The 16,831-nt window shown below is 42.2% G+C and carries 18 protein-coding genes; all 18 read right to left on the bottom strand.

What is annotated here, in order from left to right:
- Nucleotides 1-111: 111 nt before the first annotated feature.
- Nucleotides 112-978, bottom strand: a complete 867-nt coding sequence (dapA, locus tag MHI23_RS08290; protein ID WP_024427012.1) for a 4-hydroxy-tetrahydrodipicolinate synthase — start codon at nucleotides 976-978, stop codon at nucleotides 112-114.
- A gap of 30 nt (nucleotides 979-1,008) precedes the next feature.
- Nucleotides 1,009-2,223 (bottom strand): aspartate kinase, encoded by a 1,215-nt coding sequence (gene dapG, locus MHI23_RS08285; protein WP_342492430.1) that lies wholly within the window; start codon nucleotides 2,221-2,223, stop codon nucleotides 1,009-1,011.
- A gap of 92 nt (nucleotides 2,224-2,315) precedes the next feature.
- Entirely contained in the window at nucleotides 2,316-3,335 is a 1,020-nt protein-coding gene (gene asd / locus MHI23_RS08280; RefSeq protein WP_125586767.1) for an aspartate-semialdehyde dehydrogenase, read from the bottom strand.
- Nucleotides 3,336-3,474: 139 nt separating this feature from the next.
- Nucleotides 3,475-4,068 (bottom strand): dipicolinate synthase subunit B, encoded by a 594-nt coding sequence (gene dpaB / locus MHI23_RS08275; protein WP_125586769.1) that lies wholly within the window; start codon nucleotides 4,066-4,068, stop codon nucleotides 3,475-3,477.
- Nucleotides 4,065-4,967: a dipicolinic acid synthetase subunit A gene (dpaA, locus tag MHI23_RS08270; RefSeq protein WP_024424129.1), complete on the bottom strand. Its 903-nt coding sequence runs from the start codon at nucleotides 4,965-4,967 to the stop codon at nucleotides 4,065-4,067. The genes dpaB and dpaA overlap by 4 nt, the downstream gene beginning before the upstream one ends.
- Before the next feature lie 122 nt (nucleotides 4,968-5,089).
- Entirely contained in the window at nucleotides 5,090-5,362 is a 273-nt protein-coding gene (locus MHI23_RS08265) for a YlmC/YmxH family sporulation protein (RefSeq protein ID WP_024424130.1), read from the bottom strand.
- A gap of 71 nt (nucleotides 5,363-5,433) precedes the next feature.
- A complete protein-coding gene (locus MHI23_RS08260; protein WP_034623581.1) occupies nucleotides 5,434-6,354 on the bottom strand; it encodes an aminoglycoside phosphotransferase family protein in 921 nt (306 codons plus the stop codon).
- 73 nt (nucleotides 6,355-6,427) lie between these two features.
- Nucleotides 6,428-7,657, bottom strand: a complete 1,230-nt coding sequence (locus tag MHI23_RS08255) for a pitrilysin family protein (RefSeq protein ID WP_025092599.1) — start codon at nucleotides 7,655-7,657, stop codon at nucleotides 6,428-6,430.
- Nucleotides 7,658-7,690: 33 nt separating this feature from the next.
- Nucleotides 7,691-8,644 carry a polysaccharide deacetylase family protein gene (locus tag MHI23_RS08250; RefSeq protein WP_024424133.1) on the bottom strand — a complete coding sequence of 318 codons (954 nt, stop codon included), beginning with the start codon at nucleotides 8,642-8,644 and terminating at the stop codon, nucleotides 7,691-7,693.
- 124 nt (nucleotides 8,645-8,768) lie between these two features.
- Nucleotides 8,769-10,886, bottom strand: coding sequence for a polyribonucleotide nucleotidyltransferase (pnp, locus tag MHI23_RS08245; RefSeq protein ID WP_024424134.1), 2,118 nt, complete (start codon nucleotides 10,884-10,886; stop codon nucleotides 8,769-8,771).
- Between the two features lie 181 nt (nucleotides 10,887-11,067).
- Nucleotides 11,068-11,337, bottom strand: a complete 270-nt coding sequence (gene rpsO, locus MHI23_RS08240) for a 30S ribosomal protein S15 (RefSeq protein WP_008354438.1) — start codon at nucleotides 11,335-11,337, stop codon at nucleotides 11,068-11,070.
- A 140-nt stretch (nucleotides 11,338-11,477) separates the two neighbouring features.
- Nucleotides 11,478-12,443, bottom strand: a complete 966-nt coding sequence (gene ribF, locus MHI23_RS08235; RefSeq protein WP_034623584.1) for a bifunctional riboflavin kinase/FAD synthetase — start codon at nucleotides 12,441-12,443, stop codon at nucleotides 11,478-11,480.
- A 17-nt stretch (nucleotides 12,444-12,460) separates the two neighbouring features.
- A complete protein-coding gene (gene truB / locus MHI23_RS08230; protein WP_024427004.1) occupies nucleotides 12,461-13,390 on the bottom strand; it encodes a tRNA pseudouridine(55) synthase TruB in 930 nt (309 codons plus the stop codon).
- 68 nt (nucleotides 13,391-13,458) lie between these two features.
- Nucleotides 13,459-13,809, bottom strand: coding sequence for a 30S ribosome-binding factor RbfA (gene rbfA, locus MHI23_RS08225; RefSeq protein WP_007499525.1), 351 nt, complete (start codon nucleotides 13,807-13,809; stop codon nucleotides 13,459-13,461).
- 17 nt (nucleotides 13,810-13,826) lie between these two features.
- Nucleotides 13,827-14,105 carry a DUF503 domain-containing protein gene (locus tag MHI23_RS08220; protein ID WP_342492429.1) on the bottom strand — a complete coding sequence of 93 codons (279 nt, stop codon included), beginning with the start codon at nucleotides 14,103-14,105 and terminating at the stop codon, nucleotides 13,827-13,829.
- Nucleotides 14,102-16,222: a translation initiation factor IF-2 gene (gene infB / locus MHI23_RS08215; protein ID WP_024427003.1), complete on the bottom strand. Its 2,121-nt coding sequence runs from the start codon at nucleotides 16,220-16,222 to the stop codon at nucleotides 14,102-14,104. Before infB ends, MHI23_RS08220 begins: the two co-directional genes overlap by 4 nt.
- A 19-nt stretch (nucleotides 16,223-16,241) precedes the next feature.
- Nucleotides 16,242-16,544, bottom strand: coding sequence for a YlxQ family RNA-binding protein (locus MHI23_RS08210; protein WP_024424138.1), 303 nt, complete (start codon nucleotides 16,542-16,544; stop codon nucleotides 16,242-16,244).
- Nucleotides 16,537-16,821, bottom strand: a complete 285-nt coding sequence (locus MHI23_RS08205; protein ID WP_024424139.1) for a YlxR family protein — start codon at nucleotides 16,819-16,821, stop codon at nucleotides 16,537-16,539. Before MHI23_RS08205 ends, MHI23_RS08210 begins: the two co-directional genes overlap by 8 nt.
- Between the last annotated feature and the right edge of the window lie 10 nt (nucleotides 16,822-16,831).

Below are 16,831 nucleotides of genomic sequence, written 5' to 3'. Positions count from 1 at the left end.
CTAATTTTAGAAAACAAGATGAAGTCACATTTTAAGAAAGTGTTTATGTATAAAAAACGGTCATACTCAGGGACATCTGAGAATGACCGCTTACGAAATCTTTTGTTTTGATCAGCTGTTTAAAACGCTGCTTAAATCCAGTCTCTCTTCTTCTGACAAAGGCAAAAGCGGAAGACGAACAGATCCGACGTCTAGTCCTTTCAGCTGAAGGGCTGTTTTGACAGGCGTTGGATTTGGTGCTGAGAAAAGCTGTTTCATGATTGGAAGCAGCTTTTGATGGATCAATGCTGCATTCGCTGTTTGGCCTGAAGCATAGCTTTTCAGCATTTGCTGCATATCCAGTCCTACGATATGAGACGCAACCGAGACAACTCCTTTTGCACCAACAGATACAGCTGGAAGTGTTAAGCTGTCGTCCCCTGAATATACGTCGAAATCTTCTGGCGTCTCTGCAATGATTTTTGTCATAGCATCAAGATCGCCGCTTGCTTCTTTAATGGCAACAATGTTAGGTATTTGCGCAAGCTTAATCGTTGTTTCTGGTGCTAATGAAGCTGCCGTTCTTCCTGGTACATTGTAAAGCATGACAGGAAGAGATGTAGACTCGGCAATGGCTTTAAAGTGTGCATACATGCCTTCCTGTGATGGCTTGTTGTAATAAGGTACGACAAGCATCACTGCATCAACGCCCGCTTCTTCTGCTTTTTTCGTTAGTTTGATAGACGCATTTGTATTATTACTGCCTGTTCCTGCAATGATTTTACAACGACCATTTGCTAATTTGACCGATTGCTGAAAAAGAGCGACTTTTTCTTCATTCGATAAAGTTGGCGATTCGCCTGTTGTCCCTGCAACGACTAAGGAGTCACTGCCGTTTTTTAACAAGTAATCAATGAGAATTGATAGCTTTTGGAAATCGATGTTGCCCTTTTTATCAAAAGGTGTAATCATAGCTGTTGCGATATTTCCGAAATTCATTTTTTTCACCTCATCATGATTCAATCACATTTATCTTGAAAGTTCAAACACTTCATGCAGGGCATTGACAGCCGCTCTCATGTTTTCTTCGTTCACTAACACCCAAATGGTCGTATGACTGTCAGCCGATTGTAAAATCGGAATGTTTTGCTCGGATAGAGCCGTTACAATTTTCGATGTGACACCTGGTACACCCATAATGCCTGCGCCAACAGCTGATACTTTCGCACAATTTGTTGTCACAATTGGTGTATAGCCAAGATCTTTTAGGATCGACGTTGCCTTTTCAGTCATTGCACCTGTCACTGTATACACAATTTCACTCGGTGTGATGTTGAAGAAGTCGACACTGATTTGTGCGTTTGCCATTGCTTTGAAGACCTCTGTTTGTACGCTGTACTGACCTTCTTTTGCAGGGACTTTGATTTGTGTCACATCATTGACATGTGCAATACCCGTAATGAGGCGGTCGTACACATCATGGCTCATTTTATCGGAGTAGTGTGATGTAACGAGTGTGCCCTCATCATCAGAGTATGTTGAACGGACCCTCATTGGTACTTTTGCCTGCATCGCAATTTCGACAGCTCGCGGGTGAATGACTTTTGCCCCTTGATATGCGAGGTTGCAAATTTCCGTATATGTCACGACTCTCAGCGGTTTTGCATTTTCAACAATGCGGGGATCTGCTGTCATAACGCCTTCTACATCTGTAAAAATATCAATAAAGTCTGCCTGCAATGCAGCGCCTAAAGCAGCAGCGGACGTATCACTGCCACCTCGTCCGATTGTTGTCACGTCTCCATTTTTCGCGGCTCCCTGGAACCCAGCGACAACGACCACATCATGTTCAGACAGTGCTGCCTCCAGACGTTCGCACTTCATGTCAATAATTTTCGCACTTGTATGCTCCTTATCTGTCACAAAGCCCGCCTGAGCTCCAGTCATCGCTACAGCCTTTAGCCCGTTTTCATTCAGCATACTTGAAAACACAACAGCTGAGATATTCTCTCCGCAGGAAACAATCAAGTCTTTTTCTCGATTTGTCATATGCTGCGCGCTGCCGTAAAGCAGACCAAGCAGCGTATCTGTCGCATAGGGATCGCCTTTTCGTCCCATTGCAGAAACGACAACAACCGACTTATAGCCTTTCTCTTTTGCAGATAAGATATGTGCAAGTGCCCTTTTTCTACCTTGATCATCTTTGACAGATGTACCGCCAAATTTTTGGACAATTATTTTCACTGTTTTCACTCCAAGTTCATTCTGACGTAACAGAAGAGAGCAGGCGAAAGATGCCTAACTCTCTTCTGTTCGTCCTCATCATCCATTGAATGTTAAACTAATTTTAATGCTTTTAAGCTTTCTGCAATTTGAACTGAGTTCCATGCAGCGCCTTTAAGCAGGTTATCAGATACAATCCACATATGGAACCCGTTTGGACGGTCCAAATCTTTCCGAATGCGGCCGACAAATACGTCGTTTTTCCCAACAGCATCTGCAGGCATTGGATAAATTTGCTGAGACGGATCATCTTGCAGCGTAATTCCTGGTGCATCTTTTAGAATTGATTTGAGGTCTTCCACTGTTGCATCATTTGATTCTAGTTCGACGTAGACAGATTCTGAATGACCTGTTTCAATTGGAAGCCTTACGCATGTTGCCGCTACTTCCAGCTCAGGCATATGCATGATTTTTTTCGTTTCATTGATCATTTTCATTTCTTCGAATGTATAACCGTTGTCTTGGAATTTATCAATTTGCGGGATCGCATTAAATGCAATTTGATAAGGCATGACTTCTGGTGTTACATCCTCTTTATTTAAAATGGCTTGTGATTGGCTGTATAGTTCGTCAATGGCTTCATGTCCCGCACCTGATACTGCTTGATACGTAGAGACAATGACTTTTTTCATTCCATATGCCTGACGAAGCGGTTCTAATGCCGCTACCATTTGAATCGTTGAACAGTTAGGGTTTGCAATGATCCCTTGATGATCATGCAAATCTTTTTCGTTTACCTCTGGTACGACAAGAGGGATGTTTTCGTCCATACGAAAAGCACTTGTGTTGTCAACAACAATCGCACCTCGTTTGACTGCTTCAGGAGCCAGCGCTTTAGAAACATTTCCTCCAGCACTGAATAATGCGATGTTCACTCCTTCAAAGCTTTCAGGTGTTGCTTCCTGAACAGTGTACTCTTGACCTCTGAATGTCACTTTTGTTCCAGCAGAACGTTTTGAGGATAGTAGAGTAAGTTTATCCATTTCAAAATCTCTGTCAGCTAGTGTTTTTAACATTTGTTGACCGACAGCTCCAGTCGCTCCAACTACAGCTACATGCAATCCTCTTCCCATCAGTAAAACTCCTTCCGACCCATCCATGATTCTTTTCTTTCGGATGGCCATCCTATGACTTTTTACATTTTATTTTACCATAGAAAAGCAAGGCTTGAAGCATCTTTTTTGAATCTTTCATGATTTTCTAGTGAATCTATTATTCGTTTGGTCCAATTAAAATTGGTTGAATTTGTCTATGCTGGAGTGCCTCTTCTACTGTTTGAGATAGCAGATCCATGTTCGCGACCATAGAGGTCGGTTTTTTGAATGGATCATCCTGACCAAACGGAATAAAGAAAATATTTTTTGTTGACATGAGCCTCATCAGATTTGTACCATTTAAACCTAACGCATCATTTGTTGAGATACCTAAAACGACAGGTCGATGATTCCGTATGGTTGCTTTTGCAGCCATTAAAACAGGACTGTCTGTCATGGCATTTGCAAATTTCGCCATCGAGTTACCAGTTAGAGGAGCAATGACCATACAATCAAGCGGCAGCTTAGGCCCGAGCGGCTCTGCTTTCACGATTGAGTCAATCGCTTGAAACCCAGTCAGCTTCTCAATCCGCTCGATCCACTCGGCTCCATCTCCAAATCTCGTATTCGTGCTCTGCACCGTGTACGACACCACTGGACGCACCTCTGCCCCTTCATCTACAAGCGCTTCGATTTGCGGAAAAACAGCTTCATACGTACAGTGGGAACCTGTTAAACCAAAGCCGATTCTTTTCCCTTTTAATGTTGTCATGATTCCATCCCCCTTTTTTCCTCCGCAAGTTCACATAAAAGCCCGGAAAGCACTTTTGCAATGATTTGTCCTGCTGTTTTTGGTGCAACAATCCCCGGGAGTCCTGGTGCAAGAAGTGCCTTCACTCCGTGCTTTTGTGCAAAGTCAAAGTCTGTTCCGCCTGGGCGTGAGGCGATATCCAAAATGAGTGTCTTTGGTGTCATGCTGACGATGACAGATGAATCTAATACAAGACTTGGAATGGTATTGATGATAATATCAACATCCGTTACTTCCTCTTTTAACTGGTCCATTGAAAATGGATTAAGCCCCATCTCAAATGCCCGCGCTAAATGTGCTGTGTCTGCCGCCCCTACTTTTACGTCTGCCCCTAGTGCCCGAAATGTGCGGGCAATGGTGAGTCCTGTTCTTCCAAGTCCGAGAACAGCGACATGAGACCCGTGAATCGTATAGTCCGTTTGCTGAATGGCCATCATGATAATTCCTTCAACTGTTGGAATAGAGTTATATATGGCAATATCATCTCGCTCAAACAGCTTCACAAGCTTCCGGTTCACCTGCTTTGCCAGATTATCTAAGTACGTATTTGAAATACCTGAGTACAAGATACAATGGGCAGGGGTTCTTTCTAAATATTTAGCTTCCAGCAAGACCTGCTCGTTTGAAAAAACGGTAGCAACAGCGCCTTCATCCGTTGTCCCAGATACTGGCAGGATCATACTGTCTACTTGTTCGAATGGAAGTTCAGACATTTTCAGCTTTTCAGCACCGATAAATCCATGATCCAGCTGGTCAAATCCAACCAAAAATACTTTGGCATGCTGCTGTGACAACTTGCGAATAATTTCAAGCTGCCTTGCATCTCCCCCGATCACCGCAACCGTTAAACCGCTCAACATACTGACCGTTCACCTTCTTTATTTAAAAAAGTCTGTAATATTTTCTGAATCTCCCTTTCAGCATATGAGGAGAGGATTCAGCCTGTGAACGAATCAGAGAGAGAAAAGAAAAAGAGCACCCATTATTGCGGGTGCTCTTTTTCTCCGTGCGGCTGAAGTTCTTCAGGCACATCGAGAATGATCATATCTGATCCTATTTTTTGAATGTGATTCCACGGTACGCGGATGTCATTTCCTTGTTTTCGAAAGCCAAACCACTTCACGGAAGGTATAATGAGTGCTGTAATTTGACCGTCCTGTTCATTGATTTCAAGGTCGGTTTGTCCAAGCACGCCAAGCCGCTCCGCTCTTTTAATATCGACGATCTCTTTTCCTGACAGTTCACTCAGCCTCAAAATCGCATCACTTCCCTTCCGTATCATATATGCAGCAAAAGGAAGAAATAGACCGTCCTGCTCTTTTCAAGTTATGTATGATGTGAGTTGGTATACCAAACAGGCTTAAGTTGATGAAAGCAATTATGATCTTTTAGCATTCTCTCCACTCGTTTCACCATGTCTTTTACATGTCCCGGATCATAGGAAAGCGTCCAGATGATAGATGAAAAGCAGCTCATTGCTGTATAGATGGAAAAAAGAAGCCAAAAATCGTTTGTAGACTGCGTACTCACGTATTGATCCAGTTGTCCAGCTGAGAACGGAATGCTGCTTTCTCGACTAAATAAGGACAATTTATAAAAGTCATGAACCGGGTCGCCCCAGTCGGATTGATCGAAATCAATCACACCGGCATATTGATTACCTTGTATGATGATATTCCCTAAATGAAAATCATCATGCTGGAACTGGTTAGGCCTCTCTTTTACCGCATCAACATTCGACTTGATAAAATCTAATACAAACTGATCATTGGAAAACGTCACGCCACTTGATTGATAGGCATGTACATACCGTTCATGTTTTGCCATGACTTTCTCATCCCACGGACGAACATGAGAAGGTGCACGGCATGTATGCATCAAACTTAGCTCTCTCGCTGCCCGCCTCCCGATTTCATACTGCTCTTCATTTGTAAGTAGATGGATGGAGTCTCTAGCATTCTCGCCTTCGATAAAGGAGAAAATACGATAGGTACAGTTTAGTTCAGCACTCATTCCAATCTCAATCACTTCAGAACAAAGAATCCCTCGATCTTTTAACTTCCGCTGAAATGATGCTTTTCTTTTATAACGCGAATACGTTTGAATGTCTGATAACTTAAGCACCAGCTTTTCACTAGATGATATTGTAACCAAAAAGGTACGATCTCCCGAAAAACCAGATGTCATGGCTTGGAAAGAAGCTTGTGTCAGAAGTGGAGAGAGCTGTTTCAGCTTTTCATGTTCCATAAAAAGCAGAACCCCTTTCTTCTTTACCTACAATAAAACGGCAGACTTTTTTGAGTCTGCCGTGTTGTTTACATTATGATGGCTGATCACCCGTCGGACTAATAAGCGAGAGCGCATAATCTTCTGTAAAGATGCGTTTAGATAAGTTATTCACGCCGTCTAATGTGACGCTGTTGATTTCATCAATAATTTCATCGAGTGTCCGATGTTTGCCAAGGAGCAGTTCATTTTTACCGTTTCGGCTCATTTTGCTGTTTGTGCTTTCAAGGCTGAGCATAAGGTTTCCTTTCATTTGCTCCTTAGAGTTCTCTAGTTCTTTCTGCGTGATTCCCTCACGCTTTAAGACGTCTAATGTTTGTAAGATGGTCTCAGAGAGCAGGTTTAGCTGCTTCGCTCCAGTCCCGCCGTAAATCGTCAGCATTCCATTATCTGCAAATGAACTGTGATAGCTGAAGACGGAATAAGCAAGTCCTTTGTCCTCTCTTACATCTTGGAATAATCGGCTGCTCATGCTTCCGCCAAGAACATTATTTAAGACGATTAAGTCATAGATGCCCTTATCTCCAGCTGGAAGGCCATTAAAGCCCAGGCATAGGTGCGCTTGTTCCGTTTCCTTTTTGCGTGTGAGCTTGTCATAATGAAATGCTGGAGCTTCTACAGGCTGCTTTTTCCCTTTTCCTTCATAAGAACCGAACAGCTTTTCAACCTCACGAATAAAGGTCTCATCTACGTTCCCTGCAACAGAGATCACGACGCGGTCCGGCGTATAGAATTCATCCATATATTTTCTAAGCGAATCTCCGTTAAAGGTAGAGAGTGTTTCCTCAGTTCCTAAAATCGGATATCCTAATGAATGATCCCCATAAATGGCTTTGCTTAATAAATCATGAACGATGTCATCAGGAGTATCCTCATACATTTTAATTTCTTCGTACACCACATTTTTTTCTTTTTTCAGCTCTTCTTCATCAAAAGCTGAGTGAAAGAACATGTCGCTTAATACATCGAGGGCATAGCCAGCATGTGAATCAAGCACCTTCGCATAGTAGCAAGTGTATTCTTTTGATGTAAAGGCATTCACCTGACCACCAATGCGGTCAAAGGATTCTGCGATATCACGTGCAGATCTTGTCTTTGTCCCTTTAAAGAACATATGCTCTAAAAAGTGTGAGATCCCATTAATTTCAGGTGTCTCATGTCTAGAGCCTGTTCCAATCCAGACGCCAATTGCGACAGACCTTACAGTGGGATTGTTTTCGAGTACAATTCTTACTCCATTTTGGCATGTATACGTTTTGACCAAGTTTTGCTCCTCCTATTCAACAAACAGATCGCATCACGGATGTCTTTTTTCACTTAGGAGGTCAGAAACCGTCCCTAATTCATATCCTCTTTCCTTGATTTGAGTGATAAGTGCGTCAAGACTTTTCGCTGTTGCATCTGTTGGATGCATTAATATCATCGCCCCATTGTGAATTTTCCCAAGCACCCGCTTTTGTAAAATAGCCGGGGATGGTTTTTGCCAGTCGATGGTGTCTACTGTCCACATAATGGTTTCCATGCCTTCTTGTTTGGCAAGCTTGACTGTTTCTTCTTTAAAGCTGCCGCTTGGAGGCGCAAACCATTTTGGTTTCTTCCCAAGGGATTCTTCAATTTGGCGATTTGTTTTCGTTATCTGCTCTAATGCTCGTTCTCTTGTCAGTGTGCGCATATCTGGGTGATTGTATGAATGATTTCCAATTTCATGACCATCTGCCACGATTTTTTTAGCAAGCTCTGTGCTTTTTTTCACCCATTTGCCTTCTAAGAAAAAGGTCGCCTTGACTTGATGCTTTTCCAGCGTCTTTAACATGTTGATTAAATGCTCGTCACCCCAAGCCACATTGATCAGGAATGCATTCATTTTTTTATCTGGATGTCCCTTATAAATGGGCTCTGGACCAAGCTCATGTAAATGAATAGATGGTTTTGTTTCATTAAAAACAAGCAGCTTTTCATCGAATGACCCCTGTTTCTTCATTTTTTCATAAGAGGCATCGATATCAACCGTCTGTCCATTTAAGCCAGGCATCTTTTTCCACACTTTATCAATCTTAGCATTTTGAGCCTTTACTTCATAGTCAGAAGACTTCGATTCAATTTCCTGAAATAAAATATCTTTTGAAACAGATGCAACCTCGGCATGCTCTTTCATTGATTCAATATATGTAACAGCAGCCGGCTGCTTCATCGTTTGATATGACACGAGCAGTAAAAATACAAACACAATGAATGGTAACGTTTTTTTCAATGGTTGTCCCTCCCCTTTACCACAAATTATGACGGGGAGAAACAAGCTAGAACTATTGTTAGCGCAAGAAAAGAAAGAAGCCTGGCACGGATACCTGGCTTCTAACACATTTTATTTGATCTCATTAAGACTGCTTTTCTTCTTTTTCCTTTTCTTCACGTAAAACAGCTTTCCGAGAAAGGTTCACACGGCCTTGTTTATCGATTTCAGTGACTTTGACAAGTAATTCATCGCCAAGTTTCACGACATCTTCTACTTTGCCCACACGCTCAAGCGCAAGCTCAGAAATATGAACAAGTCCATCTTTTCCGCTGAAGATTTCAAGGAAGGCACCGAATTTTTCAATGCGTTTGACTTTACCTAAGTAAAGCTGTCCTACTTCAACTTCTCTCACAAGATCTTCAATGATTTTCTTCGCTTTTTGGTTCATATCTTCTTCTGTAGAAGAAATAAAGATTGTACCATCTTGTTCAATATCGATTTTCACACCGGTATCTTCAATGATTTTATTGATTTGTTTACCGCTTGGTCCAATGACATCGCGAATTTTATCTGGATTGATTGTCATCGTTAAGATTTTAGGTGCATAACGAGACAATTCTCCTCTAGAAGCAGGAATCGTTGACAGCATGCTGTCTAAGATTTCCATTCTTCCTTTTTTCGCTTGTTGAAGAGCCTCTTCTAAGATGTCTTTTGACAAGCCATCGATTTTGATGTCCATTTGAAGGGCTGTGACACCTTTTGATGTACCTGCCACTTTAAAGTCCATATCTCCAAGTGCATCTTCCATTCCTTGAATGTCTGTCAGCACTGTGTAGTATTCCCCAGATTTCACAAGTCCCATTGCAATCCCTGCAACTGGTGCTTTAATTGGAACACCCGCATCCATCATCGCAAGTGTGCTCGCGCAAATACTTGCTTGTGAAGTAGATCCGTTAGATTCTAATACCTCTGAAACGAGGCGAACCGTATAAGGGAAATCTTTTTCGGATGGAATGACTGGTTCTAGTGCACGTTCACCTAGTGCACCATGTCCGATCTCACGACGGCCTGGACCGCGCATTGGACCTGTCTCACCAACACTGAATTGCGGGAAGTTGTAATGGTGCATGAAGCGTTTTGATTCTTCAACACCTAGACCATCAAGAATTTGCACATCGCCAAGTGCACCTAATGTACAAATACTGAGCGCCTGTGTTTGTCCTCTTGTAAATAGGCCTGAACCGTGCGTTCTTGGCAGAAGTCCTACTTCTGAAGAAAGTGGACGGATTTGATCTACGCCGCGTCCATCTGGACGTACTTTCTCTTCAGTGATCAGACGGCGAACTTCGTTTTTGACAAGCTTGTTTAATACATCTTTCGCTTGTTTAATCGTTGCTTCGTCACGTTCTTCTGCTTCAAACTTCTCAACTACAGCTTTTTTCACAGCACTGATCGCATCCTCACGCGCATGCTTCTCATGTACTTGAATCGCTTTCAGCAGGTCAGCTTCAGCAAGTGCTTTTACTTCGTCTGCTAACGTTTGATCTACTTCATATAAAGGAATATCGATTTTTTCTTTACCGACTGCCTTCACAATTTCTTCTTGGAATTCAATTAAGCGTTTGATCTCTTGGTGACCGTACATGATCGCTTCAAGCATTGTCTCTTCCGGTACTTCATCAGCACCAGCTTCTACCATGTTGATCGCATCTTTTGTTCCGGCAACCACAAGATTGATGTCACTTTGTTCAAGCTGCTCCACATTTGGGTTAATGATCAGCTTTCCATCCACTCGTCCTACTGTAACGCCGGCGATTGGTCCCTCAAATGGAATGTCAGACACACATAAAGCTAAAGATGAGCCAAACATTGCAGCCATTTCAGATGAACAATCTTGATCCACACTCATGACGATACTAATGACTTGTACTTCGTTTCTAAATCCATCTGCAAACAGCGGACGAATTGGTCTGTCAATTAAGCGGCTCGCAAGGATCGCCTTTTCACTTGGACGGCCTTCTCTTTTAATGAAGCCGCCAGGAATTTTACCTACTGCGTATAGTCTTTCTTCGTAGTTCACAGTGAGCGGGAAGAAATCAAGTGGTTTTGGTTCTTTAGAAGCTGTTGCTGAGCTAAGCACAGCCGTATCTCCGTAGCGTACGAGGACCGCTCCGTTTGCTTGCTTTGCAAGCTGGCCAGTTTCAACTGTCAGTTGACGTCCAGCCCAGTCTATGGTGAAGACATGTTTCTCTTGTCCCATTCTGAGATAAACTCCTCTCTTATCGTAAAATTTTAGTTAGTTCTTATTATGAACAAAATGATTTTCACATATCAATGTGAAAGCTGTATGTAGAAGGGTATTTGCCATTCTTTCAACATTTTAACCATAAAATATTAGTGATTATACGATAAAAAAGCGGGAATCCTCCCGCTTTTTACGATTATCGACGTAAGCCTAGTTTGTTAATTAACTCACGGTAACGAGTTACGTCTTTATTACGTAGATACGTAAGAAGATTACGACGTCTACCTACCATTTTCAAAAGACCGCGACGTGAGTGGTGATCTTTCTTATGAGTACGTAAATGCTCGTTCAAGTTGTTAATTGATTCTGTTAGGACAGCGATCTGAACTTCTGGAGATCCAGTATCAGATTCGTGTGTTTTGAACTCATTAATTAATTGCGTTTTACGCTCTTGAGTAATTGCCATCCTGTTTCACCTCCAAATCATGTTAGCCCCATCTACCTCGCAGCCGTCGGTGAAGTCGGCCTGCCAAGTAAGTGGTTTTAAAGCTACAGGAATAATCATACTAAAAATATGCTGAATTTGCAAATGGTAGAGCAGTTTTTCTATGATTTTTTTGTTTGCTTATGCTGATCTTGAAAAAACTGAATCGCTTCTTCTTTATCTTGACTGATTTGAGCCGTCAGCTCCTGGATTCCGTTAAATTTTCGTTCACTTCGAATGCGCTTGAACCATTGTAATTTAATCGGCTGGCCATATATTTCTTCGTTAAAATCAAAGAGGTTTACTTCAATGGCAGGCTGATCAGGACGTTTTTCATAAAATGTTGGTTTATAGCCAACGTTACAAACACCGTCATATACTTTACCTTTTACTTCTGCTCTTACAGCATATACCCCTGTTGGCGGAATAATGTATTCAGCAGATAAGCCGACATTAGCTGTCGGAAACCCGATCGTCCGTCCGCGTTTGTCTCCATGGATGACAATGCCGCGAAGCTGATAAGGTTTTCCTAAAAGCTCGCTCACATATTCAACATCCCCATTTTTTAATGCGGAACGGATGAGAGTGGAGCTGACTTTTCTGTCTTGATTGGACAGCTTAGGTACGATGGTTGCATTGATACGGCCTTTTCCGTATTCGTCGAACGTTTCCATTGTGCCTGCACCAAAACGGCCAAACGTAAAATCAAACCCCGCTACTGCGTGCTTCACATTCAATTCATCCAAATATTGATCCACAAATTCTTGAGGAGATAGAGCTGCAAAGCTCTCGCTGAATTGTACGATGTATAAATAGTCAGCGCCCAGCTGTTCGATAAAATCAATTTTATCCTCAAGCGGTGTAATTAAGTCTTTTGGTTCCCGTGCCTTTTGCAAAACATGTGATGGATGCGGATGAAAGGTCATGACTGCTAAGGCCAATCCTTCTTTTTCCGCAATGCTTTTCGCTTCGTCAATGACTTTTTGATGCCCGAGGTGAACACCGTCAAAGTACCCTAAAGCCATAACAGACGGGACTTGATCCTTTTGATTCAATGTATGTGGGTGTGAAATATGTATAGTCTTCACGAGATGTCACCTTTTCTTTAAGATTGCTTGTCCTGAGATAAGATCTTCGCCGGCTTCATCAGGTTCTGTTTGGTCGGGTGCTTCATATATATCGCCAGACAACGGCCTGAAGGAGCAAAAACAGCGACACGATCCGCCTCTGCGAAATGAGCAAATTCATCAGGCATTGGCAGGACTGCACCGTTTTCCACTTTACTTGCTAATGTATCATTTATCTCCCATTTCGGCAAATGATTGAGCGCACGCTCGATCGGGACAAGGTGCTCATCTACAGTTCCTTCCTCGCTTATATCTCGCAGCTCATCCAGCGTGATACATTCATCAAGTGTAAAATCACCAGACCCTGTACGAATGAGATGTGACATGTGGGCTGGGAACCCTAGTTTCTTTCCGATATCAACCGCTAATGTCCTCACATACGTTCCCTTTGAGCATAGAACGGTAAACCTAAATGACACGCTACCATCCTCATATGTGACAGGTGTAGTCCGCTCGATACGGTGAATAGTAATTTCTCGGCTCGGCCGCTCAATTTCAATGCCTTCTCTTGCATATTCATAGAGCTTTTTCCCGCCAATTTTCACAGCAGAAAACATGGGAGGAATTTGTTCTATGGTTCCTTCAAACTGCTTCAGCGCCTCATCAATTTCTTTTTCTGAGATCGGTTTTTCCACTTTTTTTTCTTCTACGATCTCACCTGTTTGGTCTTCTGTTGTTGTAGAAAAGCCAATCGTGATCTCCGCATCATACGTTTTCGATTTATCTGTTAAGTATTCTACAATCTTCGTTGCTCTTCCGATACAAATAGGAAGAACACCTGAAACCTCTGGGTCGAGGGTGCCTGTATGGCCGACTTTTTTTGTGTGCAAAATTTTTCTTACTTTAAACACACAGTCGTGTGAGGTCATGCCTCTTTCTTTATGTAATAAAAGAACACCATTTATCATCTGCGTTCTCTCCTTTCATAAACGATGAAAAAGGACAGACGATCATCGCCTATCCTTATTTCAACGTCTTATTCGTGATCTTTTGTGTTTAATTCAGCAATCAGGCTTTCAATTCGATTTCCGTAATCTACAGATTCGTCGAATTCAAAGTGCAGTTCTGGTGTTTTGCGAAGTCTGATTCGATTGCCAATTTCAGAGCGGATGTACCCTTTAGCCTTTGCAAGACCTTTTAAGGTTTCCTCTCTTTTCTTCTCGTCGCCAAGAACAGAAATGTAGACTTTGGCAATTTGCAAATCACCGGATACTTCGACATCAGTTACAGTCAAAAAGCCGATTCTTGGATCTTTTAGCTTTCTGCCTAAGATGTCGCCCAATTCTTTTTTCATTTGCTCACCCACACGGGTTGCTCTCATACTCATGATCTTATCACCTCTAATTAAAACCACTCAGTTTTCGTGATCGTTCGTTCAATTTCAGGAAAAGAATCGATAAAGCTTAATACACGCTGAAGCTCCTTTTCCACTTGAACCCGAGATGAGGAAATCACGGCGATTCCGATTGATGTACGCTGCCATGTATCCTGGTAATCCATTTCAGCAATGGTTACATTGAATTTATGACGCGTTCTTGTCGATATTCGCTGAAGAACCGCACGTTTTTCCTTCAGTGAGGATGCATCATAGATCATGCACTCACATTCGGTATAACCGATCATTTTCTTTCGATTTCTTGCATAACGAATGATTCCATGACATCACCTTCACGGATATCATTGTATTTCTTAATGGTAATACCACATTCATAGCCTTGTGAAACTTCTTTCACATCATCTTTAAATCGTTTTAACACGTCAACTTCGCCTTCAAAAATAACGACGCCGTCACGGATTAAGCGGATTCCGCTATCTCTTGTAATCGTTCCTTCAGTTACATAGCCGCCAGCAATTGTACCGATTTTAGATACTTTGAACGTTTGACGAACTTCAACTTGACCGATGACTTTTTCTTCATATTCAGGGTCAAGCATTCCTTTCATCGCAGCTTCAATTTCATCGATGACTTTATAGATAATGCGGTGCAAGCGGATATCTACGTTCTCTGTTTCAGCTGTGCTCTTCGCATTTCCATCAGGACGTACGTTAAAGCCAATCACGATAGCATTAGAAGCACTTGCTAAAATGATGTCTGATTCTGTAATCGCTCCAACACCCGTATGGATGATTTTCACTTTTACGCCTTCGACTTCAATTTTTTGAAGAGCTGCTGTTAATGCTTCAGCAGAGCCTTGTACGTCTGCTTTCACGATCAAGTTGATATCTTTTACGTCACCTTGTTTGATTTGCTCAAATAGGTCGTCTAGAGATAATTTTGCTTTATCTGAACGCTGTTCGTCCAGCTGTTTAGAAGCACGCGCCTCACCGACTTGACGAGCTGTCTTTTCATCTTTGAATACAAGGAACTGATCCCCTGCATTCGGTACATCGTTTAAACCAGTGATTTCAACAGGTGTAGATGGTCCTGCTGTTTTCACGCGGCGGCCGATGTCATTGACCATTGCACGTACACGGCCAAATGTATTTCCGACAACGATTGGGTCACCTACATGAAGTGTACCTGTTTGAACAAGAAGGGTTGCAACAGAACCTCTTCCTTTATCAAGCTCAGCCTCGATGACAGTCCCTTTTGCCGCACGATTAGGGTTGGCTTTCAGTTCTGCTACTTCGCTGACAAGAAGGATCATTTCGATCAATTCGTCAATGCCTTCACCTGTTTTCGCAGATAGTGGAACGAAAATGGTTTCGCCGCCCCAAGCTTCTGGTACAAGACCATGCTCAGTTAATTCCTGCATCACGCGGTCAGGGTTCGCTGTTGGTTTGTCAATTTTGTTAACAGCGACAATGATTGGCACTTCTGCCGCTTTCGCATGGTTAATCGCTTCAATTGTTTGAGGCATGACACCATCATCTGCTGCAACGACTAGAATTGTCGTATCCGTTACTTCGGCACCACGTGCACGCATCGTTGTAAATGCTGCGTGTCCAGGTGTATCAAGGAACGTAATTTTTTTGCCGTTTTCTTCAATTTGGTATGCACCGATATGCTGCGTGATTCCACCTGCTTCGCCTTCGACGACTTTTGTCTTACGAATACTGTCAAGAAGAGTTGTTTTCCCGTGGTCAACGTGTCCCATGATCGTTACAACTGGAGGGCGTACTTGCATATCTTCTTCTTTATCTTCAACTTCATACTTTTCAAGTTCAGTTTCTTCTAAAATAATGACTTCCTCTACTGAAACACCATATTCAGAAGCGATTAATTCAACTGTATCTTTATCAAGTTCTTGGTTGATCGTTGCCATGACACCAAGCATCATCAGCTTTTTGATGATTTCAGCTGTTTCTTTTCCAAGCTCATCAGCCAGCTGGCCGACGGTCATTGAATTTGTAAATTCAATTTTTTCAGGAAGCTCTTTTTTAGGCTTCACAGGTCTAGCTTGCTGATGCTGCGGTTTGTTATTTCCACCGCGTTTATTTTTGTTTTTATTTTGGTTGTTGTTTTTTTTGTTTTTATTAAATTGATTATTCTGCACGTCATTCTTCTTTCTATCATTGTTTTTGTTAGATGATTGTTTTTTTTGTTCTGCGGGTTTCTCGTTAGCTGTCTCTTTTGCTTTGGCTTTTTTATAGATAGCGTCTAGCTTTTTCACAGTGTCGTCTTCAAGCGTCGCCATGTGGTTGTTCACTTCCACGTTCATATCCTTAAGCGCTGCTATAATATCTTTACTTGAAACATCTATGGCTTTTGCGTATTCATATACTCTCACTTTAGCCATTCGTTCACCCCCAAATAAATTAATCGAGCAAGCTTATGAGCTTCTTAGCGAAGCCTTGGTCAGTGACAGCGACAACTACGCGAGCTTCTTTCCCAATAGAACGTCCGAGAACGGAACGGTCTTCAACTTTTCTAACCGGAACATTATAAAATTTGCATTTGTCAGATACCTTTTTCTCTGTGTTAGATGAGGCATCTGCTGCAAGAAGAACCAGCTTAGCACGCGCATGTCTAATTTCTTTGATCACCAGATCTTCTCCTGACACGACTTTACGAGCTCGATTTGCTAGACCAAGCAAAGGATACCATTCAGATTCATTCATTAGGTTTTTTCACCTTTTCAGCTAGTTCTAGTAATTCTTCAAATATGTGTTCGTCAATCTGTGTCTGAAATTGCTGCTGTAAACTGCGTTTGTTCTTTGCCGCAAGAATGGTTTCTTTATCGAGAGAAAGGTAAGCTCCGCGTCCGTTCATTTTTCCGGTAGCGTCAACAGACACTTCTCCTTCTTTAGAACGAACAACACGGATCAGTTCTTTCTTTGGTTTCATTTCTCCCGTCACGACGCATTTTCTAAGCGGGATTTTTTTTCGGCTTTTCACCTTTAATATC

Origin of the sequence: Bacillus sp. FSL M7-0003 (genome assembly GCF_038628485.1) — a bacterium.
Classification (GTDB): Bacteria; Bacillota; Bacilli; order Bacillales; family Bacillaceae; genus Bacillus; species Bacillus safensis.
The sequence above is the reverse complement of the archived record's forward strand: the minus strand, read 5'-3'. Positions and strand labels throughout refer to the sequence as shown.